Origin of the sequence: Micromonospora sp. BQ11 (assembly GCF_052068135.1) — a bacterium.
Taxonomy (GTDB): domain Bacteria; phylum Actinomycetota; class Actinomycetes; order Mycobacteriales; family Micromonosporaceae; genus Micromonospora.
Map to the genome: position 1 here is coordinate 127767 of NZ_JBQHDB010000015.1, position 24463 is coordinate 152229.

The 24463-nt window shown below is 74.5% G+C and carries 6 protein-coding genes; all 6 read left to right on the top strand.

The window, feature by feature from the left end; genetic code table 11:
• Positions 1-700: 700 nt before the first annotated feature.
• The 6 genes from ACTMSW_RS26485 to ACTMSW_RS26510 are packed head-to-tail and all read left to right on the top strand — an operon-like array spanning position 701 to position 24421.
• A complete protein-coding gene (locus tag ACTMSW_RS26485) occupies positions 701-12676 on the top strand; it encodes an amino acid adenylation domain-containing protein (protein ID WP_441183406.1) in 11976 nt (3991 codons plus the stop codon).
• Complete coding sequence (locus tag ACTMSW_RS26490) at positions 12673-15876, top strand: amino acid adenylation domain-containing protein (RefSeq protein ID WP_441183407.1); 3204 nt, start codon at positions 12673-12675, stop codon at positions 15874-15876. Before ACTMSW_RS26485 ends, ACTMSW_RS26490 begins: the two co-directional genes overlap by 4 nt.
• A complete protein-coding gene (locus tag ACTMSW_RS26495) occupies positions 15869-16942 on the top strand; it encodes a TauD/TfdA family dioxygenase (RefSeq protein ID WP_441183408.1) in 1074 nt (357 codons plus the stop codon). Before ACTMSW_RS26490 ends, ACTMSW_RS26495 begins: the two co-directional genes overlap by 8 nt.
• Positions 16939-17955 carry a TauD/TfdA family dioxygenase gene (locus ACTMSW_RS26500; protein WP_441183409.1) on the top strand — a complete coding sequence of 339 codons (1017 nt, stop codon included), beginning with the start codon at positions 16939-16941 and terminating at the stop codon, positions 17953-17955. Before ACTMSW_RS26495 ends, ACTMSW_RS26500 begins: the two co-directional genes overlap by 4 nt.
• Entirely contained in the window at positions 17952-23246 is a 5295-nt protein-coding gene (locus ACTMSW_RS26505) for an amino acid adenylation domain-containing protein (RefSeq protein ID WP_441183410.1), read from the top strand. Before ACTMSW_RS26500 ends, ACTMSW_RS26505 begins: the two co-directional genes overlap by 4 nt.
• Positions 23243-24421: a trans-sulfuration enzyme family protein gene (locus ACTMSW_RS26510; protein WP_441183411.1), complete on the top strand. Its 1179-nt coding sequence runs from the start codon at positions 23243-23245 to the stop codon at positions 24419-24421. Before ACTMSW_RS26505 ends, ACTMSW_RS26510 begins: the two co-directional genes overlap by 4 nt.
• Positions 24422-24463: the final 42 nt, after the last annotated feature.

Genomic DNA, 24463 nt, shown 5'->3' on the forward strand with positions numbered 1-24463 from the left:
CACCGACCTCGCCGACGACCTCGCCGCGTACGGAGCCGACCTCGCGATCCCGGTCGCCATCGTCTTCGCCACGGCCAACGCCATCGACCTCTGGGCGTTGGACCGGACAACCCCCGACGTGCACATCATCTTCGACGGTACGCCGGGATCCACGGCACCCCGGAACGGCTTCGGACCCCCTTGAGCGCGCTGCCAGAGCGCTGCGGACTTCGGCCGATCAATATCTTCACCGCGTTCGCCCCTGGGTCAAGTAGTCGGAACGGCCGTCCAGCCGCACTCCCGGCACCTGCGATTGCCCGGATGGGCTCGACCGCACGGCACTCGCCGCCGACGGCAAGGGACGAACGTGCAACGGCCTCCACCGAACGCGTCGACGGCCGGCACGATTTGCGGATCCCATCAAAGATCATCAGTGTCATGATGTGACAGACAACCGCGTCGGAAGGTCGGCATCTGTCGCAGAAACGACTGATGCCGGCCCCGGCACGGGTAGCTTCCGAGCCGCGGGGCGACCCTCCGGCCGGTCGTGTCACAGCATGCCCGCACCGTATCCACGGCCCACTCCAACGGCCGGGCCGGCCCCACGTCGACCAGCCATCACGGCAGGTTCGGATACCAGGTCACGAGCCATTGTGGGACCGGACCGCCGCGTCGGCGGCGGCCTCCCGGCCGGTGCTGGTACGAAGGAGGAGGCGACGCGATGACCGACGTCCTGAGGTCCCGGCAGGTGACGCCCGTCGCATCGCTCCGGCTCGACCCTGCCGGCGACCCGGTCGCGGCCACCCACGAGCAACGCCAGATGTGGTCCGTGAGCCGTCTCGACCCCGATCCGGCCACCTATCTGGTGCCGCTGGCGTACCGGCTCCAGGGGCCGCTGGACGTGGCGGCGTTGACCGCGGCGCTGGACGCGCTGGTGGCCCGGCACGCCGCGCTGCGTACCACCCTGGCATCCGCCGACCCGACCGTGGGGCCGTCAGAGGTGGACGCGGCATCGCGCCTGGTTCAGGTGGTCCACGAGCCGCAGCCCGGGCTGTTGCGGGTGCACGATCTGAGCGGGCTGCCCGCGTGGCAACACGACCAGGAGTTGCAGGCCCGGATCCACGCGGAGACGCGCATCCCGCTCGATCTGGAACGCGGACCGGTGCTGCGGGCCAGCCTGCTGCGCTGCGGGCCGGAGGAGCACGTGCTCCTGCTGACGATCCACCACGTCGCCGTCGACGAGTGGTCGCTCGGCATCCTTCACGACGAGTGGGAACGGCTCTACGCCGCACACCGCACCGGACGACCGGCGGACCTCGACCCGGTCGCCGTCGACCACCGCGATCACGCGGCGTGGCAGCACGACTGGCTCCACGGGGCCGAGGCAGCGGCGCAGCGCGACTACTGGCACCGGCAGCTCGCCGACGCACCCGCCGTCCCGGAGCTGCCCACCCGAGGTCCCCGGCCCGCCGTGCCGTCCGGCGCGGGGGCCACCCTGTCGTTCCCGCTGGACGTGCCCACCGACGGGCTGCTGGATCTGTGCCGACGCGTCGGCGTCTCGCCGTACATGGTCATGCTCGCCGCGCTGCACGTGCTGCTGGCGCGCTGGACGGGGCAACGCGACATCCTGGTGGGCACGCCCGTGGCCAACCGCCGGCGGGTCGAGGCGCAGAAGCTCGTCGGACTGCTGCTCAACACCGTCGCCGTCCGGGCCCGACTGGACGACGACCCGTCGTTCGAGACGCTGCTCGAACGGGTGCGCACCGCCGCCCTCGATGCCGTCGGCAACGGTGATCTTCCCTTCGGGACGCTGCTGGAGTCGCTCCGCCCGGCCCGCCGACCCGGCTTCACGCCGCTGTTCCAGGTGATGTTCGTGTACGGCCGCGAGGTCACGCCGCCCCGCCTCGACGGCCTCGAGGTCACCCCGATCGAGGTGCCCGGCACCACCGCCAAGTTCGACCTCACCGTCTCGGTACGGGAGAACGCCGACGGTGTGCGGACCGTGCTGGAGTACCGCACCGAGCTGTTCGACGACGACGCGATGACCCGCCTCGCCGGACACTTCCAGACATTGCTGCGCTCGCTGGTGGCCGACCCGGACGCACCGGTCGGCTCGGCCGCGATGCTCACCCCCGACGAGTACCGGCGGCTCGTCGTGGAGGCGAACCGCACCGCCACCCCCGCGGAACCCGACGATCTGGTTCACCTGCTGATCGAGCGGCAGGCGCGCCGGACCCCCGACGGCGTAGCGGTGACCGACGGGGACACCGCGCTGAGCTACCACGAGCTGCACACGCGGGCCGAGGCGCTGGCGGAGACGCTGCGCGGGCGGGGCGTCGGCATCGGCAGCCTGGTGGGTGTGCTGCTGCCACGCTCCGTTGCGTTCGCGGTGGCGGTGCTCGCCGCGCTGCGAGCCGGCGCGGCCTACGTACCCATGGATCCGGCGAACCCGCCCGCCCGGCTGCGGTATCTGATCGACGACACGGCCACCCCGGTCGTCCTCACAAGCGCCGAGCTGGCGCACCTGGTGCCCGACGGCACCGCGCTGCTGGTGCCGGACCCGGACACGCCGGTCCCGCAGGCCCAACCCGATCGGCATGCCGGCGGCCCGCGGCGACGGCCGCGACGGCGGCCGATGCCCTCGGCGGACGACCTCGCGTACGTGATCCACACCTCCGGGTCCACCGGCCGCCCCAAGGGCGTCCTGGTCACCCATCGGGGTGTCTGCAACTACGTGCGCTGGGCCGCCCAGGCCTATCGGCTGCGGCCCGGGGACACCGTCCCGCTGCACTCGTCGGTCGGGTTCGACCTGACCGTCACGAGCCTGCTGGTCCCGCTCACCAGCGGGGCCGCCGTGCTGATGCTCGGTGAACACCTCGGCCCGGAGGCGCTCGGCGAGGCGCTGCGCCGCCGGCGACCGGCCTTCGGCCTGGTCAAGATCACCCCGGCCCAGCTCGACCTCGTCAACCACCAGCTCAGCCCCGCCGAGATGGCCGACCGTACCCGGTGCTTCGTCATCGGCGGCGAGAACCTGCGCGCCGACCAGGTGGCACCGTGGCGGTCGCACGCCCCCGACACCGCGCTCGTCAACGAGTACGGGCCGACGGAGACCGTCGTCGGCTGCGCCGCGTACGAGGTCGACCCGGCCACGCCGGCCGACGGGTCCGTCCCCATCGGCCGGCCGATCGCCAACACCGAGCTGTACGTGCTGGACACCTGGCGGAACCCCGTCCCGGTGGGCGTGATCGGCGAGTTGCACGTCGGAGGAGCCGGCGTGGCGCGCGGCTACCTGCACCAGCCGACGGTGACGGCCGAGCGGTTCGTTCCGCACCCGTTCTCGTCCGTCCCCGGCGCGCGGCTGTACCGCACCGGTGACCTCGTGCGCCTGCGCCCCGACGGGAACCTCGAATACCTGGGCCGCGCCGACAACCAGGTCAAGCTGCGCGGTTACCGCGTCGAGTGCGGCGAGGTCGAGGCAGCCGTCCGACGGTGTCGGCCGGACAGCGACGTGACGGTGCAGTTGCGCCGGGACGATCCCGACGACCCGCGACTGGTCGCGTACGTGGCGGGCGGGGCGGAGACCGACGCGGCGACCCTGCGGACGGCGCTGGCCGCCGAGCTGCCGTCCTACCTGGTGCCCGCCGCCGTCGTCTTCCTCGACGCGCTGCCGCTGACCCGCAACGGCAAGGTGGACGCCGCCGCGCTGCCCGCTCCCGGTCGGGACGGGCCACGGCAGCGCACCGCCGGACCGGAACAGCCGGCGTCCGAACAGCCGACGACCGCCCCCGCCGAGCCCGGACCGGCGCACTGGGACGCCGCCCGGATCGGCCTGGAGCGGCTGGTCGTGGACGTGTGGCGCGACGTGCTCGGCGTTGCGCGGGTCGGGACGCGGGACAACTTCTTCGACCTCGGCGGCCACTCGATGCGCCTGCTGGCCGTCCTGGAACGGCTGCGCGGACGGCTCGGTGACGTCGTCACGGTCACCGACCTGTTCCGGAACCCCACGGTCGAGTCCCTGGCGACGTTCCTGACCACCGCCACCACCGGCACGACCACCCCGGCCGCCCCCGCCCGTGTGGCCCGGCCACGGACCGGCGCGACCGACCACACCGGCCGGCCCGGCGGCCTGATCGCCGTCGTCGGCATGGCCTGCCGCTTTCCCGGTGCGCGGACCATCGACGAGTACTGGCACAACATCCGTACCGGGGTGGAGTCGGTACGGGAGTTCACCGTCGAGGAGATGCTGGCCGACGGGGCGGACCCGACCCGGCTCGACGATCCCGCGTACGTCCGGGCCGGCACCTGGCTGCCCGGGATCGACGAGTTCGATGCGGCCTTCTTCGGCATCACGCCCCGCGAGGCGCAGACCCTCGACCCGCAGCACCGGATGTTGCTGGAGTGCGCCTGGCACGCGCTGGAGCACGCCGGCTACGACCCGTCCGGCCACGCCGGCCGGATCGGCCTGTTCGCCGGGTCGGGTCGCAGCACGTACCTCCTCGATCACCTGAGCAGCCACCCGGAGCTGATGCACACCGTCGGCGAGCACCAGTTGTCGATCAGCAACGACAAGGACTTCCTGCTCAGCCGGGTCGCCTACAAACTCGACCTGACCGGCCCCGCCGTCACCGTGGCCACGGCCTGCTCGACCTCACTGGTTGCCGTGCACCTCGGCCGGCACAGCCTGCTGACCGGCGAGTCCGACCTGGTCCTGGCCGGCGGGGTCAGCGTCTTCCCGGCGCAGCGACGCGGCTACCTCTACCACGACGGCGGGGTGTACTCCCCCGACGGGCACTGCCGCCCCTTCAGTGCGGACGCGCGCGGCAGCATCGCCTCCAGCGGGGTCGGCATCGTCGCGCTCAAGCGGCTCGAGGACGCGGTCGCCGACAACGACACCGTCTACGCCGTGATCCGCGGTTCCGCGATCAACAACGACGGCGCCCGCCGCACCGGCTACACCGCGCCGGGCGTCGACGGCCAGGTCGCGGTGATCAGCAGCGCCCTCGCGTCGGCAGGCGTGGAACCCCGCTCGGTGAGCTATGTGGAAGCCCACGGCACGGGCACCAGCCTCGGCGATCCCATCGAGGTGGCCGCCCTGACCGAGGCGTTCCGGCGCGACACCGACGAGCGTGGCTTCTGCGCCCTGGGCTCCGCCAAGGCCAACATCGGGCACACCGACGCCGCGGCCGGTGTGGCCGGCCTGCTCAAGACGATCATGGCGCTGTACAGCCGTACGCTGCCGCCGACCATCAACGTGAGCCGACCCAACCCGGCGATCGACTTCGAGAGCAGCCCGTTCTACCTGAACGACACCGCCCGGCCGTGGCCCGGCGACGGCCCGCGCCGGGCGGGGGTCAGCTCGTTCGGCATGGGCGGCACGAACGCCCACGTCGTGCTGGAGGAGCCGCCGGCCACGACCGCCGCCCCGCCGGCCACGCGGGCCGGCGGGCCGCAACTGCTGGTCGTGTCGGCCCGTACGGTCGAGTCGCTGGAGCGGCAGACGCGCCAGGTCCGGGACTGGCTCGGCGCGCAGCCCGAGGTGGACCTCGCCGACGTGGCGGCCAACCTGGGCCGGCGCCAGCCGATGACCCACCGGCGCTTCCTCGTCGCGGCGGACCGCGCCGACGCGCTGGCCGCCCTCGACGCGCCGCAGCGGCAGTTCACCGGCGCTCATCCTGGCGGCCCGCGGGCGCTGGTGTTCGCCTTCCCGGGCCACGGCGCCCAGCACGTGGCAATGGGCGCCGGCCTGTACCACGCGGAGCCGACCTACCGGGCCGTGGTGGACGAATGCGCCGACCTGCTCCGCGACGACCTGGGCCTCGACCTGCGTACGCTGCTCTGCCCGGCCCCCGACGGCCATCCGGAGGCGGGGCGGCTGCTCGCGCGGCCCCGGCTGATCCAGCCCGCGCTGTTCGTCACCGAGTACGCCCTCGCCCGGTCGCTGATCGCCCGTGGGGTCACCCCCGACCTGATGGTCGGACACAGCCTCGGCGAGTACGTCGCCGCGTGCCTCGCCGGCGTCTTCTCCCTGGCCGACGCGGTGCGGTTGGTGAGCGCCCGCGGTGAGCTGGTCGAACGGAACCCGGCCGGGGCGATGCTCGCGGTGAGCCTGCCCGAGACGGCGGTGGCCGGGCTGCTGGCGGACGGGCTGTCGCTGGCGGCCGTCAACGCACCCGAGCTGTGCGTGCTGTCCGGCGCTGCGGAGGCGATCGGGGAGCTGCGCCGGCGGCTGACCGCCGACGGGGTCGAGTGCCGGCCGCTGCGGGTCACCCGGGGCTACCACTCCGCCCTGCTCGATCCGGTGCTCGACGAGTTCGCCGACCACGCCCGCCGGGTGACCTACCACGAACCGGAACGCCCGTACCTGACCAACCTGACCGGCGGCCCGGTCACCCCCGGGCAGGTCACGGACCCGGGGTACTGGGTGCGGCACATGCGGGAGCCGGTCCGGTTCGCCGAGTCGGCCGCGCTGCTCGCCGAGCAGGACGTCGTCCTCGCGGAGCTGGGTCCCGGGCACGCCCTCGGTGGCCTGGCGCGGTTGGCCGGAATGCGCCCCGGCCAGGTGGTGGCGGCGATGCGGCATCCGCGCGGCGACGCCGACGACCTCACCACGATGCTCGACGCGGTCGGCCGGCTGTGGCTGTCCGGCGTGCGGGTCGACTGGCGACGGTTCCACGGTGGCCCGCGCCGCCGCCTGCCCCTGCCCGGCTACCCGTTCGAGCGGCACCGCTACTGGGTGGACCCGGCGCCACGGACCGGCACGGCGGAGCCGGCGCCCACCCCGCCGGCGGCTTGCCCGATCGCCCCGGACGCGCCCGAGCCCGTCCACGTCGGCAACCGGCCGGCCGTCAGCACGGCCTACGTCGCTCCGAGCACCCCCGCGCAGGAGTGCGTGGCGGAGCTCTGGACCGAGCTGCTCGGCATCCGACCGATCGGGGCGCTCGACAACTTCTTCGAGCTGGGCGGGCACTCGCTGCTGGCCACCCAGTTCGTCGTGCGGCTGCGGGCCCGGCTCGGCGTCGCGCTGCCGCTGGAGGCGGTCTTCGCGACACCGACCGTCGCCGGGATCGCGACGGCGCTGCCCGCCCCCACCGCCGCACCCGCCGCCACGTCCGCCCCCGCCGAGCAGCCCGCCGCGGCGCCGGCCGAGCCGGCCGAGCCGGCCATCCCCCGCGCCGACCCCGACGCCGGACCGGCGCCCCTCTCCTCCGGACAGCACCGGCTGTGGTTCCTCGACCAGGCGTACGAGCAGAACGCCTACACCGTCGGCACGGCACTGCTGCTGGACGGCACCCTCGACGTCGACGCGCTGCGCGGGGCCCTCGCGGAGCTGGCCCGGCGACACGAGTCGCTGCGTACCGTCTTCCCGCTCGGAGCCGACGGCGACCCCGTACAGGACGTGCTGCCGCCCGGTCCGATCGACCTGCCCATCGTTTCCGCGCCGACGGGCGCGGACGGCCCGACCCCGGTCCTTTGCAGCATCGTGGAGCCGGCGGTCGCCGACGCGGTGCCGCAGTGGGCCCACGCCGCCCTGGCCGCCGACGTCCGACGTCCCTTCGACCTGGCCCGCGGGCCGCTGTTCCGGGCCGTGCTGCTGCGTATCGCCGACGACCGGCACGTGCTGTCGCTGACCATGCACCACAACGTCTCCGACGGCTGGTCCCTCGGCATCATCGCCGGTGAGGTGGCCACCCTCTACGACGCCGCCCTGGACGGTCGCCCCTCACCGCTGCCCGAACTGGCCGTCCAGTACGGCGACTACGCGCGCTGGCAGCGCAGCCGGCTGGCGGACGCCGACAGCGACGACATGCGGTACTGGCGCACGCAGCTCGACGGGGTGGCGAGCGTCCTGGAGGTGCCCACCGACCGGCCGCGGCCCCCCGTGCAGACCTTCCGCGGCGCGGTCCACGCCCGGGTCCTGCCCCCGCGGACCGCCGACGAACTGCGCCGGTTCAGCCAGGCCCGGGGCGCCACCCTGGCCATGACGGTGCTGTCCGCCCTGAAGGCGCTGCTGTGGCGCTACACCGGCCAGCGGGACATCTGCGTCGGCACTCCGGTCGCCGGGCGGGTCCGCGCCGAGCTCGAACCGATGGTCGGCTTCTTCGTCAACATGCTGCCGTTGCGGACCTCGATCGACGGCGAGTGGACCTTCGAGGAACTGCTCCGGCAGGTACGGCGCACCGCCCTGGGCGCGTACGACCACCAGGAGGTGCCGTTCGAGCGCCTGGTGGACCTCGTCGACGCGCCCCGCGACCTCAGCCGGAACCCGCTGTTCCAGGTGATGTTCAACCTGCTGAACCTCCCCGAGCAGCGGGACCTGGGGACGACCGGGCTGCGGATGGTCCCCTTCGCCGTCGAGCCGGGCATCGCCCAGCAGGACCTCGCCCTGTACGCGTACGAGGTGGCCGAGGGGCTGCGGTTCCGGTTGGAGTACAACACCGACCTGTTCGACGCGGCCACCGCCGAGCGGATGATGGGACACCTGGAGACGCTGCTCGCCGCCGCCGTCGCCGACCCCGGCGCCCGGCTGGCGGACCTGACCGTCCTCACCCCCGCCGAGCTGGCCCGCGTCACCGAGTGGAACGACACCGCCACTCCGCTCGGCTGGGCCACGCCCGGCCGCGACGGGGGGACACCGACCCTGGTCGAGCTGATCGCACACCAGGCCACCACGAACCCCGACCGGCCCGCGGTGACGTTCGGGACGACCACACTCAGCTACGCCCAGCTCAACACCCGGGCCAACCGGCTCGCGCACCGGCTCCGCCGGGCCGGCGTCGGCCCCGACGACACGGTCGCCGTCTGCCTCGACCGCTCCGAGCATCTGCCGGTCACGCTGGTCGGCGTGCTGAAGGCGGGCGCCGCGTACGTCCCGGTGGACCCCGACTATCCGATCGAGCGGCAGCGGTACGTGCTGACACACAGCGGCGCCACCGTCCTGGTCACCGAGGCGGGCCTCGCCGACCGCTTCGCCGGGTACGCCGGCGAGGTGCTGCTCGCCGGCGGGGCGCCGGACGCGGAGCCGGACACCGACCCCGAGCCGCTGGCCGGACCGCACCACCTCGCGTACGTGATCTACACGTCCGGGTCGACGGGCCGCCCCAAGGGGGTCCGGGTGACGCACGGCGCGGTCGTCAACACCCTGGCCGCCATGCGCGAACGGCCGGGCCTGACCAGCGACGGCACGATGCTCGCGATGGCCAGCTTCGCCTTCGACATGTCCGTACCGGAGCTCTTCCTGCCCCTGGTGGTCGGCGCCCGAATGCTGCTGGTGGGACGCGACGTCGGCTACGACGCGCCGCGACTGGCCGCACTGCTCGCCGCGGAGGGAGTCACCCTGGCCCAGGGCACCCCGGCGACCTGGCGGCTGCTGATCGAGGCCGGCTGGACCGGACTGCCCGGCCTGACGGCCGTGTGCGGCGGCGAGGCGGTGTCCGCGCCGCTGGCCCGGCAGCTCGCCGAACGGGTAGGTGCGTTGTGGAACCTCTACGGTCCGACCGAAGCCGCCGTCTGGTCCACCATGGAACGCCTCGGACCCGGCTTCGGGCACCTGACCATCGGCCGCCCGATCGGCAACGTGCGCGCCTACGTGCTCGACCCGCAGCTCTCCCCCGCCCCGGTGGGCGCACTGGGCGAGCTGTACCTCGGCGGCGCGGGACTGGCGCGCGACTACCTCGGCGACCCCGACCTCACCGCGCAGCGGTTCGTGCCGGACCCGTTCTCCGGCGACCGGCTGTATCGCACCGGCGACCTCGGCCGGTGGCTGGCCGACGGCCGGATCGAGTACGTCGGCCGCAGTGACTCGCAGGTCAAGGTGCGTGGCTTCCGCATCGAGCTCGGCGAGATCGAGGCGGTGCTGCGGGGCCACCCGTCGGTCCGCGACACCGCGGTGGTGGTCCGCGAGGACGACGGTGAGAAGAGCATCGTCGCCTACCTGACGCTCACCACGGGCGCGGCGGCCGACGCGGCCGGACCGGACGCCGGTGCGGCACCGGCCCCGGTACCCGACTTCGACGTCGACCCGGCGCCGTGGCGGGCGTACGCCCGCACCTACCTGCCGGACTACATGGTCCCGTCCGCGTTCGTGGTGCTCGACCGGATGCCGCTGAGCGCCAACCGCAAGGTCGACCGGGCCGCCCTGCCAGCACCGGTCCGCGGTGGGGCCGGCGTCGGCGCGACGCCGCCCGACACCCCGCTGCGGAAGGCCCTGGCGCAGCGGTGGGCGGCGGTGCTCGGCTACGACAGCGTCGGCATCGACGACGACTTCTTCGACCTCGGCGGCGACTCCTTCAAGGCCATCAAGGCGTTGGCCGGGAACGACCCGGCGATCAGCGTCCTCGACCTGTTCCGCCATCCGACGATCCGGTCGTTGACCGAGCACCTGGACGCCACCGGGGGTTCCGTCGGGCGGCTGCTGCACGAGCTGACCCCGTCGCGGCCGGCGACGCCGGCGCGGCTGACCCTGGTCTGCGTACCGTTCGGCGGTGGCAGCGCGATCACCTTCCAGCCGCTGGCGGACGCCCTCCCGGCGGGCGTCGCGCTGTACGCCCTGGAGCGGCCCGGTCACGACCTGAACCGCCCGGACGAGCCCCTGCTCGGCATGGACGAACTGGTGGACCGCTGCGTCGCCGAGGTGGTCGACCAGATCACCGGTCCGGTGGCGGTGTACGGGCACTGCGTGGGCGGCGCCGAGGCGGTGGAGCTGGCCCGCCGGCTCGAGGCGGCCGGCGTCGAGCTGACCGGCGTGGTCGTCGGCGCCCACTTCCCCGCCCCGCGCCTGCCCGGCCGGCTGTTCACCTGGTTGCGCCGGTGGTTCCCGATGGAGCGCTGGTGGTCGAAGCGGCGGACTCTGGAGGCGCTGCGCGCGATGGGCTTCTTCACCGAGGTCTTCGACGAGCGCGAAAAGGACTTCGTGATGCGGGTGGTGCTGGCCGACTCCGCCAAGGTCGAGGACTACTACACCGCTGTCTACACCGAGGGCCTGCCCCGGAAGCTGTCCGCCCCGATCGTCAGCGTCATCGGCAGCGGCGACCGCGCCACCGAGCTGTACCAGGAGCGGTACCTGGAGTGGACGTTCTTCTCCGACCGGGTGTCGCTGGAGGTCATCGAGGGCGCCGGGCACTACTTCGCCAAACACCAGCCCGCCGAGGTGGCGCGCATCATCCTGGCGACCTGCGACCCGTCCATGGCGGAGCCGGCCCGGCCGTCGGCCGACGACGCGGCCACGCCCGCCGACGCCGCCGTGGCCGCAGCGGCGGTCGCGGAGCCGGCGACGGAGGCCACCCCACCCGCCGTACGCCGTGCGGTGCCCAGCCTGACGGTGTTCTACCTGGTCGCCATGGGTCAGCTCGTCTCACTCATCGGCAGCGGACTGACCGGCTTCGGCATGGGCCTGTGGGTGTACCAGCAGACCCGGTCGATCTCGTTGTTCGCCACGGCCACCGTCCTGGCGCTGCTGCCCGCCGTGGTGCTGTCCCCGGTCGCGGGTGCGCTGGCCGACCGCTGGGACCGGCGGCTGATCATGATCGTCGCGGACTGCCTGGCCGCCACCGGCACGGTGAGCCTCGCGCTGCTGCTGTGGCTCGGCCAGCTCCAGCTCTGGCACGTGTTCACCGCCATCACCGTCACCGCGGTGGCGACCGCCTTCCAGCTACCCGCCTACCTGGCGGCCGTCACGCAACTCGTGCCGAAGCGGTACTACGGGCGCGCCAACGGGATCGTCTCCCTCGCCACCGCGACGAGCACCGTGCTGGCGCCACTGCTCGGCGGTGCGCTGGTGATCGCGGTCGGACTACGCGGGATCGTCGTCATCGACCTGCTCACCTTCGCCGTCGCGGTGGCCGTGACCCTGTCGGTCCGTTTCCCGGACACCCTGTTCGTACGACGCGAGGAACCGTTCCGGCGGGCGGTCCTGGGCGGCTGGCGGTTCATCGTCCGCCGGCACGGCCTGGTGGCCCTGGTCGTGCTGACCGCGTCGCTGAACTACTTTTTCGCCATGGTCGAGGTCCTGGTCACCCCGCTGACCCTGTCGTTCGGCGACCCGGCGGTGCTCGGCCGGGTGCTCGCCGCCAGCGGCGTGGGCATGCTCGTCGGCTCGGTCCTCATGGCGGTGTGGGGCGGCACGGCCCGGCGTACCACCGGCATCCTCGCCAGCGTCGTGCTGCTCGGCGCGTCGCTGCTCACCGTCGGCCTGCGCCCGAACCCGCTGTTCCCGGCCCTCGGCCTGTTCGGCATGGGCCTGGCCACGGCATTGGTGAACACGCACTGGCTGGCCATCGTGCAGGCCAAGGTCGGGCTGGACCTGCAGGGCCGGGTGCTGTCGATGGGCCAGATGCTGTCCTGGCTGATGGTGCCGGCCGGTTTCCTCTCCGCCGGTCCGCTCGCCGAGCACGTCTTCGCCCCGCTGGTGTCGCCCGGCGGTGTGCTGTCCGCCGTCGTCGGCACCGGCCCGGGCCGCGGCATGGCCCTCGCGGCGATCGTGGCCGGTCTCTGCGCCCTCGCCCTCGCCGCGGCCGGCATCGCCTACCGGCCGATCCGCGACATCGAGGACGAACTGCCCGACAACGATCCCGGCACGATCATCATCGCCGACAAGGACCAGCTGCAGGCCGAGGCCGACCGCCGGCTCGCGCTGCACGGCGGCAAAGGCGCGGACCGGACCGGACCGGTCCGGGCGGGCGGGCGCGGTGGTCGCCGATGAGCGCCCCCGCCCGACCTGCCGGCCCGACCCGCCGAACCGGCAGCCGGCGCGCCACCGGCGGCCCGGCCGAAGTGGACTGTCTGCACCGGATGGTGGCCGCGCAGGCCGCCCGGACCCCGGAGGCGGAGGCGGTACGGCACGCCGACCGCGCGTGGTCGTACCGCGACCTCGATGAGGCGGCGAACCGGCTGGCCCGGGTCCTGCTCGCACGAGGGGTGACCCGGGAGGAACGCGTCGGCGTCTGCCTGCCGCGGACGCCCGAACTGGTGGTCGCCCTGCTCGCCGTCCTCAAGGCCGGGGCCTGCTATGTCCCGCTCGATCCGGCGTACCCGCCGGCCCGGGTGGCCTTCATGACCGCCGACTCCGGGGCGCGGCTGGTGCTGACCCGCGCAGACCTCGCTGGCCGATTCCCCGGCCTGGCCGTCCCGATCGACCGACTGGACCTCGGCGGGGACGGCACCGACCCGGCGGCGCCGACGACGCCGACCGATCTGGCGTACGTCATCTACACCTCCGGCTCCACCGGGCGGCCCAAGGGCGTGGCCATCGAACACCGCTCGGCGTCGGTGCTCATGCGCTGGACCCGGCAGACCTTCGACGATGTCGAACTGGGCGGCGTGCTCGCCGCCACCTCCGTCTGCTTCGACCTGTCCGTCTTCGAGATCTTCGGTCCGCTCTGCTCAGGCGGCCGGGTCCTGCTCGTCGACGACGTGCTGGCCCTCGCCGCCCCCGGCGCGGACCGGCTGCCCGTCACCCTGGTCAACACCGTGCCCTCGGCGATGGGGGAACTCCTCACCGCCGGTGCCCTGCCGGCGAGCGTGCGGACGGTCTGCCTGGCCGGTGAGCCACTCACCGCCGCGCTGGCCGCCCGGGTGTGGGCCCGTCCGCACGTACGCCGGCTCTGCAACCTCTACGGCCCGTCCGAGGACACCACCTACTCCACCTGGGCGGAGGTGCCGCCGGACAGTGGGGACCCGCCGATCGGCCGGCCGCTGCCGCAGACCCGGGCCTACGTCCTCGACCCCGACGGGCGGCCGGTCCCGCCGGGTGATCCGGGCGAGCTGCACCTGGCCGGGGCGGGCCTGGCCCGGGGCTACCTCGACCGGCCCGAGGAGAGCCGGGCCCGGTTCCTGCCCGATCCGTTCCGCCCCGGCGAGCGGATGTACCGCACCGGCGACCGGGTCCGGCTGCGCCCGGACGGACAGTTGGCGTACCTGGGTCGCCTCGACGACCAGGTGAAGCTGCGGGGCTACCGGATCGAGCTGGGTGAGGTCTCCGCCCGCCTCGCCGCCCTGCCCGGCGTACGCGAGGCGACCGCCGCCGTGCGGGACGGGCCGAGCGGGGACCCGCTGCTGGTCGGCTACCTGGTCGGCGAGCGGCGCGACGACGTGCGGGCCCGGCTGGCCGGGGTGCTGCCCGCGCCGCTCGTTCCCGCGACCGTGGTCTGGCTGGACCGGCTGCCCACCCTGCCCAACGGCAAGGTGGACCGGTCGGCGTTGCCCGCACCCACCCTCGGCGACCGAGCCGGTCCCGACGCCGGGCCGCTCGACGGGACGGCCGGCACGGTGGCGGCGGTGTGGCGCGAGGTACTCGGCGTGCCGGTCACCGCCGCCGACAGCGACTTCCTCACCCTCGGCGGCGACTCCCTGCTCGCGGTCCGCTGCGCCACCCGGCTGGCCGCCGCGACCGGGCGGCCGGTCCGACCGGGCGACCTCTTCGCCCACCCGACCGTGGCCGCGTTGGCGGCCCACCTCGACGGGCTGGCCGCCGAGCCGACGCCGGCCGGGGAGCCGGTCGGTCCGGCGCCCGCCGGCCCCGCGCCCCTCTCCGCCGCGCAGGCCCGGCTGTGGTTCCTGCACCGGCTCGCCCCGGACGACACCTCGTACCTGCTGGCCTTCGCGGTGCGGTTCGACGCGCCGTTGGACGCCGACCGGCTGGCCCGGGCGCTGCGTCGGGTGGTCGACCGGCATCCGGCCCTGCACACGGTGTTCCCGTCCGGGCCGGACGGGCCGGTGCAGCTCGTCCGCCCGACCGCCGGACCGCCGCCGGTCGTCGCGCCACCCGATGAGGGCACGCCGCTCGACGAGCGGCTCACCCGGCTCACCGCCGAGGCCACCCGGGCCCCGATGGACCTGGCCACCGGCCCGTTGCTCCGCGCCCTCCTGGTGCCGGACGACACCGGCCACGCGGTGGCACTGCTGCTGGTCGTGCACCACATCGTCTGCGACGACTGGTCGTTCGGCCTGATCGTGCGGGAGCTGGCCCGGGCGTACGACATCGAGGGGGACGGCCACGCGGTGCCGGAATCTCCGGCGGCCGGTCCGGCGGCGTTCGCCCTGGCCCAGCGAGACTGGTTGGCCGGGCCGGCGGGGCGGCAGGCGCTGGCCGACGTGCTCGACGAACTGCGCGGCGCACCCGATCTGCTCGACCTGCCCGCCGCCCCACCGGACCGCCTCGACCGACGCGCGGCCACGGCCGGGCCGGCCCGGCCGCCGTCCGCCGCGCGGCCGGGCCGGACCCCGCGGTCCGGCGCCGCGCTGCGGACCACCGTGGACCCCAGCACCGCCGACGCGGTACGCGAGCTGGCCCGGGCCGAACGGGTCAGCCTGCACATGGTCGGGCTGGCCGCCTTCGCCACCCTGCTGGGCGCGGCCACCGGCCGGCACGACCTGCTGATCGGCGTGGCCTTCGCCGGCCGGACCAGCGTCGCCGCCGAACACAGCGTCGGCTGCCACGTCAACACCGTGCCGCTGCGGCTGCGCACCGCACCGGACGGCCGCTTCACCGACCTGCTCGCCGAGGCCCGCCGGGTCACCCTGTTCGCCGCCGCCCACCAGGACGTCCCCTTCGACCTGCTGGTGGAACGACTGCGGCCCACCCGCCGGCCGCACCGCACCCCGTTGGTGCAGGTCGCGTTCGGCGTGCAGAACGCCCCGCCGGCCCGGCACCGCGGCGCCGCCGGCGTCGAGTTCAGCGGCGTGGAGCTGACCCCGGACACCGCCCGGCTCGACCTGACCCTCTGGCTCGACGAGCGGCGGGCCGGGCTGGCGGCGCTGTGGACGTACCGCACCGACCTGTTCGACCACGACGGGGTGGTCGCGTGGCACCGCCGGTTCACGGCGCTGCTGCGTACCGCTGCCGCCGACCCCCGGCGCAGTCTGGCCGACTGCGTCGACACCCTGGGAGCGGAAGATGACTGAGCAGGCCCGGGTCGCGCGGACCATTCCCCGTCGCGGCCGTGAACGCAACCTGGTGGACGTCCGCCCCGACTGGCCCGGCGGCCCGCTGCCGGCGCTGGTCCGGGCCACCATGCCGGACGTGGATCTGGCCGGCTGGCTGGCCGGCCACCGCGACGAGGTCGACGAACTGGCCCGCCGGCACGGGGCCGTGCTGTTCCGTGGCTTCGCCGTGGCCGGCGCCGCCGACTTCCGCACCGTGATGGCCGCACTCTCCGCCGAGGTGCTCTCCTACGGCGAACGGTCCTCACCACGCAGCCAGGTCACCGAGGGGGTGTACACCTCCACCGAGCACCCCGCCGACCAGCCGATCGTGCTGCACAACGAGCAGTCGTACACGGTGAACTGGCCGCTGCGGATCGTGTTCCACTGCGAGGTGGCGCCGGCCGCCGGTGGGCGTACCCCGCTCGCGGACAGCCGGCGGGTGCTCGCCCGGCTCGACCCGGAGACCGTCACCGGGTTCGAGCAGCGCGGTGTGCTCTACCGGCGCAATTACCTGCCCGGCATCAGCCTGCCCTGGCAGACCGCGTTCCAGACCGCACGGCGCGAGGACGTCGAGGCGTACTGCGCGCGGGCGCTGATCGACGTGGAGTGGGTCGGTGAGCGACAGCTGCGTACCCGGCAGGTCCGCCCGGCGGTGCGCCGCCACCCCGTCACCGGCGAGCGGACCTGGTTCAACCACGCGCTCTTCTTCCACGTCACCTCCCTGCCCGGAGACGTCAGCGCCGGCCTGCGGGCCGCCCTCGACGAGGAGGACCTGCCCTACCAGACCGCGTACGGCGACGGCACGCCCATTCCGGACGAGGTGCTGGCCGAGCTGCGGGCCGCGTACGCGGCCGAGACCCGCTCCTTCGACTGGCAGCGCGGCGACGTGCTGCTGGTGGAGAACATGCTGGCCGCGCACGCCCGCGAGCCGTTCACCCCGCCCCGGCGGATCCTCACCGCGATGTCCGACCCGGTCGCCGCGCCCGAGCTGACCGAGGCGGTCCGCTCCGGCCCGGTGCCGAACGCCACCCGGGACCGGGCATGAGCGGGCCGGCGCCGCGTCGGCGCGGTACCGGCGCGGTCGCCTCGCCGGTGACCCGGCGGGTGCTCGTGGACGAGGAGTTCGTGCTGCTCGTCGAGGCGAACGTGCCCGACCTCGACCTGGCCGGCTGGCTCGCCGGCCGCCGCGAGGAGCTGCTGCGGGACCTGGACCGTTACGGGGCGGTGTTCTTCCGCGGTTTCGAGGTGCGCACTCCCGCCGACTTCAGCCAGGCCGCCCGGGCGGTCAGCCCGGACCTGCTCGGCTACCTGGAACGGGCCGCACCACGGCACGAGGTCGCCGACAGGGTGTTCACCTCCACCGAGTTCAACGCCGAGCAGTGGATCCCGCTGCACCACGAGATGTCGTACTCGCACAACTGGCCCAGCTACCTCTACTTCTGGTGCGCGCAGCCGGCCACCGGCAGCGGCGGGGCCACCCCGCTGGCCAGCGAGCGCGTCATCACCCCGCTGATCCCCACCGACGTGCGGGAACGGTTCCTCCGCTCCGGGGTCTGCTACGTGCGCAACTACGGTCCGCACCTGGACCTGCCCTGGCAGGAGGCGTTCCAGACCACCGACCGGGCGGAGGTGGAGGCGTACTGCGCCGCGTCGGCCACCGAGTTCACCTGGCTGGGCCCCGACGGGCTGCGGACCCGGGCCCGGCGGCAGGCGATCGCCACGCATCCGCGTACCGGGGAGACGGTGTGGTTCAACCACGCCCACCTGTTCCACGTGTCCAACATGCCGGCGGAGGTGTCCGGCGCGCTGAGACGCGAGTACGGCCCGGAAGGGCTGCCCCGTAACGCCTACCACGGCGACGGCGAGCCGATCCCCGACGAGGTGGTCGCCGGCATCCGGGACCTGTATCGGGAACACGCGGTGTCGGTTCCCTGGCAGCGCGGCGACGTGCTGGTGGTGGACAACGTCCTGGCGACCCACGGTCGCGAACCCTTCAGCGGCGACCGGCAGATCCTGGTCGCCATGTCCGACCTCTACGTCAACCGGAGCGTGGTGTGAACGGCTACCGTCTGTCCCCCGTCCAGCGGCTCGCCTGGTCCGCGAAGCACGACCTGGTCCGGGCGCGGGTACGGCTCGCCCACCCGCTGGACCGGGCCCGGCTGCAGACCGCCCTGGACACGGTGGTGGCCCGGCACGAGGCGCTGCGCCTGACTCTGGTGCACCACCCGGGTCTGCGGGTGCCGATGCAGGACGTCGACGACGGCCGCAGCGTCACCCTCGGTGCACAGGGCGAGCTGTCGGTCACCCTCACCGACGACGCCCTGGAACTGACCGCCACCCCGGTGATCGCCGACCCGACCAGCCTGCTCCTGGTCCTCGCCGACCTGGCCCGGGCGTACGCCGGCGAGGCGCTGCCGGAGGACCCGGAGGCGCTGCAGTTCCTCGACGTCGCCGAGTGGCAGCTCGAGGAACGCGAGCAGCAGGCTTCGCCCGCCGCGCCGGCCGCGCCGGCTGCGCGGCTGGTCACCCCGCACGGGGACGACCCGAGCGCCGCGGTCACCGCGACCGTCTCCGCCGCCGAGCTGGCCGACGTGGCACGGGCCTACGGCGTCGAGCCGGCCACCGTGCTGTTGGCCGCGTGGGCCCTCGCGGTCTCCCGTCGGGCCGAGGCGCCGGAGGACGCCGACGAGGCGGATCTGGTGCTGGCCCGGTGGAGCGACGGCCGCCACGCCGCCGGCACGGCCGAGGTGGTGGGCCCGCTGGGCGGCTACGTCCCGCTCCGGCTGGCCCTGCCGCTGCCCGCCGCACCCGCCGAGCTGCTGGCCCTCGTCCGCGCCGCCGAGACCGCCGCCGACGACACGTTCCACCTGGTCGACCCGGTGAACGAGCAGTCCGGGGCGGTCGCCGGTTTCGCGGTGCCGCCCGCCGCCGCCCCGGCCACGGTGGCCGGACTCGGTGGCGTCGCCGTGGAGGTCGCCGCTCCACCGGCGGCGGCCGGTCCGCAGCTGACCGCGCTGATCGACGGCGACCGGATCATCCTGCGGGTGGTCGGTGGGCAGTGGCTGCTGGACGCGCTGCTGGCGATCCTGCGGACCCTGCCCGCCGCGCTCACCACCGCCGCGGCGCCGGTCGCGCTCGGCGACGCCGAGGCCGGCTGGCTGGCCGACGCGGCGGAAACGCCGTCCGAGGCGCCGGCGCGTACCCTCGTGGACCTGTTCGACGCGGGCCTCGCGGGGACGAACCAGCAGGCCGTGGCGGTGGTCGCTGCGGACGGCGCGTACACGGTCGGTGAGCTGCGGGAGCGGGCCGCGCGGGTGGCCGGCGCGCTGGCCGCGCGCGGCCTGTCCGGCGCCCCGGTCGGGGTCCTGGCCGCGCGGTCCCGGGACACCGTCGTGGCGTTCCTCGGCGTGCTGCGCGCCGGGGCGGTCTTCGTCCCGCTGGACCCGGACGCCCCGGCGCAGCGTCTCGCCGCCCAGGTCCGCGCGGTCGGCGCGGAGGTGGTCGTGGGCGACGGCGGCCCGGCGACCGTGACGGTCGACGACCTCGTCGCGGCCGGGGACCACCCGCCCGCCGCGGTGCCGGCTCCGACCGACCCGGCGTACGTGATCTTCACCTCCGGCTCCACCGGCACGCCCCGCCCGGTGCAGGTGTCCCACGCCGCCGCCGCCCACCTGGCCGACGCCTTGGAGCGGACCGTGTACGCGGACAGCCCTCCGGGCCTGCGGGTGGCGGTGAACGCTCCGCTCACCTTCGACGCCTCGATGAAGCAGCTCGTGCAGCTCGGCCATGGCCGCAGCCTCTACGTGGTGCCCGAGGAGGCCCGCCGGGACGGGGCGGCGCTGGCCGCCACGCTGGCCGAGCACGGCGTCGACGTGCTCGACCTGACCCCCTCCCAACTGCGCATCCTGCTCGCCGGGGCGGGCGGCACCCGGCTGCCCCGGCTGCTGCTGCTCGGTGGGGAGGCGATCGCGCCGGACCTGTGGGAGACGGTGGCGGCGCTGCCCGACGTCCGGGCGGTCAACCTGTACGGCCCGACCGAGTGCACCGTGGACACCAGCGCGGCGCAGGTGCGGGCCGGGGACGCCCCGACCATCGGCCGGCCGCTGCCCGGCGTCGCGGTGTGGGTGCTCGACGAGCAGCTTCGGCCGGTGCCCCCGGGCGTGGCCGGGGAACTCTGCGTCAGCGGGCCGCAGCTCGCCGACGGGTACCGGGGCGACCCGGAGACCACCGCGCAGCGGTTCGTGCCGGTGGCGCTGCCGTCCGGCCGCACCGAGCGGGTGTACCGCACCGGCGACCGGGTCCGCTTCGACGCCGACCGGCGGCTGCGCTACCTGGGCCGGCTGGACGACCAGGTGAAGATCCACGGATTCCGGGTGGAGCCCGGCGAGGTCGCCGCGGTCCTGCGCGAGCACCCGGAGGTGGCCGACGCCGCCGTGGTGGCCCGCGACGACGACGGACACGGCGACCGGCTCGTCGCCTACGTCCGGCCGGGCGGCCGATCGCTAGACGTCGACGTCGACCGGATCGCCGGGGTCAACCCGCACGAGACCCGCTACCTGTACGACGAGATCTTCGTCCAGCGGGTCTACCTGCGCGACGGCATCGTGCTGCGGCCCGGGGCCACCGTCTTCGACGTGGGCGCGAACATCGGCATGTTCTCCCTGTTCGTGCACGCCGTGTGCCCGGACGCCACGATCCACGCGTTCGAGCCGGTGCCGTCGGTGGCCGACGTGCTGCGCCGCAACGTCGCCGAGTTCGGCGTACCGGCCACCGTGCACTCCTGCGGGCTGTCCCGGACGGCCGGGGAGGTGTCCTTCACCTACTACCCGGGCTACTCGATGATGTCCGGCCACGCCGCGTACGCCGACCCGGACGCCGAGGTGGCGGTGATCAAACGGTTCCTCGCCAACGAGCGGGACGCCGGCGTCGACGGCCGCGACGTGCTGCTCGACCGGGTCGACGAACTGCTCGCGGAACGCTTCGCCGGCCGGGAGCTCACCGTGCCGGTCCGGCCGCTGTCGGCCGTCCTCGACGAGTTCGCCCCGGAGCGGATCGACCTGCTGAAGGTCGACGTGCAGCGCGCCGAGGCGGACGTGCTCGCCGGGCTGGAGGATCGACACTGGCCGCTGGTCGCGCAGGTCGCCATGGAGGTGCACGACGCGTCGGGCACCGACACCGAGGGCCGGCTGGCCGAACTGGTCGCCCTCTTCCAGGCGCGGGGCTTCGCCGTGGTCACCCGGCAGGACGATCTGCTGCACGGCACCGACCGGCACACGCTGCACGCCGTGCGGCCCGAGTACGCCGCCGATCCGCGCCCGGCGGTGGCCGTTCCGGCCGGACCGACGGCCGGGCCCCTCGACGAGCGACTCACCGGCTGGCTGGCCGACCGGCTCCCGGCCCACCTGGTGCCGGCCGCGGTGGTGCTCCTCGACGAGCTGCCGCTGACCGGCAACGGCAAGCTCGACCGGGCGGCGCTGCCCGCGCCGCGCCTCGACCGGCCCCGCGACAGCACGGCGGTGGCACCGGCCGGCCGGGCCGAGGAGATCCTGGTCGAGGCGTGGCGGGAAGTTCTGGGAGTGGCGGACGTCGGCGTGACGGATCCGTTCTTCGCGCTCGGCGGCGACTCCATCCGCAGCATCCAGATGCAGGTCGCGGCGAACAGGCGGGGACTGTCCTTCCGGCTCGGCGACATCTTCACGTACCAGACGATCCGCGAGCTGGTCACGCACGGCGAGATCACCCTCACCGGGACCGGCACCGATCCGGCCGCGGCGGCGGAGCTGGCCGGGCGCTTCGCGCTGGTGGCCGCCGCCGACCGGGAACTGCTGCCCGCCGGGCTCGCCGACGCGTACCCGATGACCACTCTCCAGCAGGGCATGGTCTATCACAGCGAGCTGACCGGCGACCCGGCGATGTACCACAACGTCACCACGCACCGGATCGCCGCGCCGCTGGACGCGCCCGCGCTGCGGCGTGCGCTGACCGGTCTGGTGGCCGCCCACCCGGTGCTGCGAACCGGGTTCGCGCTGGGCGCGTACTCGGAGCCGTTGCAGCTCGTGCACGCCAACGTGCAGGTCGAGGTGCCGGTGACGGATCTGACCGGCGCCGACCGGCAGACCCGCCGGGCCCGGATCGACGAACTCGTCGCGGCCGAACGGGTACGCCCCTTCGACTGGGCCCGCCCGCCGCTGCTGCGGTTGCACGCCGTTCGGGAGGACGCCGACACGTTCACCCTGATCGTCGCGGAGTACCACGCCATCCTCGACGGCTGGAGTCTGCACCTGTTCCGCACCGACCTGCTCGCCGCGTACGACCGGGAGCGGGCCGGCACGGTCCACCCGGCCCGCCCCGGCCTGCCGTTCCGGGACTACGTGGCCGCCGAGCGGCGCGCCCTGGCCGACCGGGCCACCCGCCGGTTCTGGTTGGACGGCGCGGCCGCGGTGCCGCCGCTGCTGCTCGGTGGGGCGGGGCCACGGACCACCACCACCCAGCAGGTGCCACTCAGGGCGGGAACCACCGACGTGGTCACCGAGGCGGCCCGGGCCGCCCGGGTGCCGGTCAAGTCCTGGCTGCTCGCCATCCACCTGCGCATGATCGGCGAGCTCGCCGGCCGGGACGACGTGATCAGTGGTCTGGTGGTCGGCGGCCGGCCGGAGGGAGAGGGCAGCGACGCCACGCTCGGGCTGTTCCTCAACACCCTGCCGGTCAGCGTGGAGCTGGGCACCCGCTCGCCGGCCGAGCTGGCGACCGAGGTGTGGCGGCTCGAACGGGACATGATGGGGCACCACCGCTTCCCGCTCGCGGAGATCGTCCGCTCCGGTGGGACCGGACCTCGCTTCGACCACTTCTTCAACTGGACCCACTTCCCGCACGAACCAGCCGGCGGCGGCACCCGCATCGTGGACAGTCGGGGCGTCACCGTGGACGTGGCGTTCAGCCTCGCCGTCGACGCCGAACTGGACGCCGACAGCGGCCGCCTGGCCCTCACCCTCCAGTACGACCACCGAAACGTCGCCGCGGACCGGGTGGACACCTTCGCCGACGGTTTCCGTCGGCTGCTGGCGGCTGACCCGAACGCGCCGCTGCCCGCCGTGCCCACCGGCGGGCGGGCGGCCGGCGACGACGCGCGGGCGCGGTGGGCCACCCGGGTGGCGGCGGCCTGGCAAGAGGTGCTCGGCGTCGCGCCGGGTGATCCGGCGACCGACTGGTCGGCCGCCGGCGGGGATTCGCTGCGCGCGTTGCGACTGGTCACCGTGCTGCGGCAGCGCCACGGCAGTGACCTCACGCTGCCCGAGTTCGTGACGCTGGGCAGTTACGACAGGCTGGTGGACCGGGTGGCCCGTTCATGACCGGTTTCAGCACGGCCGCCGTGCACGGTGACGACGGCCTGGTCCCGGGCGGGGCGGTGGCGCCGCCGATCGTGCAGAGCGTGACCTTCAGCGCCGAGTCCGACGAGCAGTTCACCGAGATCGCCACCGAGACACGGGGCAGTGCCTTCTACACGCGGTACGGCAACCCGAACCACGCCCAGGTGGCCGCCGTCGTCGCCGAGCTGGAGGGCGCGGAGACGGGCCTGGTCACCGCCTCCGGGATGGGCGCGATCAGCACCCTCGCGCTGGCCCTGCTCTCCGCCGGCGACCACGTGGTGGTGCAGCGCAGCACGTACGGCGGCACCACCTCGCTCGCCACCGGCCTGCTGCCACGGTTCGGGGTGTCGTACACCCAGGTCGACCAGACCGACACCGCGGCGTTCGAACGGGCGTTGCGGCCGCGGACCCGCCTCGTGCTGGTGGAGACGCCGAGCAATCCGCTGCTGGAGCTGACCGACGTGACGGCCGTGGTGGAGCTGGCCCATGCGGCCGGCGCGCTGGTCGTGGTCGACAACACCTTCGCCACGCCGATCAACCAGCGTCCGATGGCGGCCGGGGCGGACCTCGTCTGGCACAGCGGCACCAAGTTCCTCGGCGGCCACTCCGACGTGTCGGCGGGGGTGGTGGTCGGCTCCACCGAGCTGGTCGAGCGGGTGTGGCAGACGGCCATCGTCACCGGCAGCACCCTCGGCCCGGTGGACGCCTGGCTGCTGCTGCGCGGCATCCGTACGCTGCCGCTGCGGGTGGAGCGGCACAACGCCAACGCCCTCGCCCTGGCCCGCGCCCTCGAGGAGCACCCGGCGGTGGCCCGGGTCCGCTACCCGGGGCTGCCGTCGCACCCGCAGCACGCGCTGGCCCGCCGGCAGATGACCGGCTTCGGCGGGGTGCTCAGCGTCGACCTGAAGGCGGGCCGGGCGGGTGCCGCCGCGCTGCTGACCGGGCTACGGCTGGCCAAGCGAGCGGCCAGCCTGGGCAGCGTCAGCACGCTGGTGGTGCACCCCCGGTCGATGTGGGCGGGCATCGTGGACGCCGAGCAGTTGGCCGCCACCGGCATCGGGGATGGGCTGGTGCGCATCTCCACCGGCATCGAGGACACCGCCGACCTGGTGGACGACTTCCTCACGGCGGCGGACAGGGCGGCCGAGGTGGGGTAGGCCGGGGTTACCCGGACGGACGCAAAAGCCGGATGGCGCCCG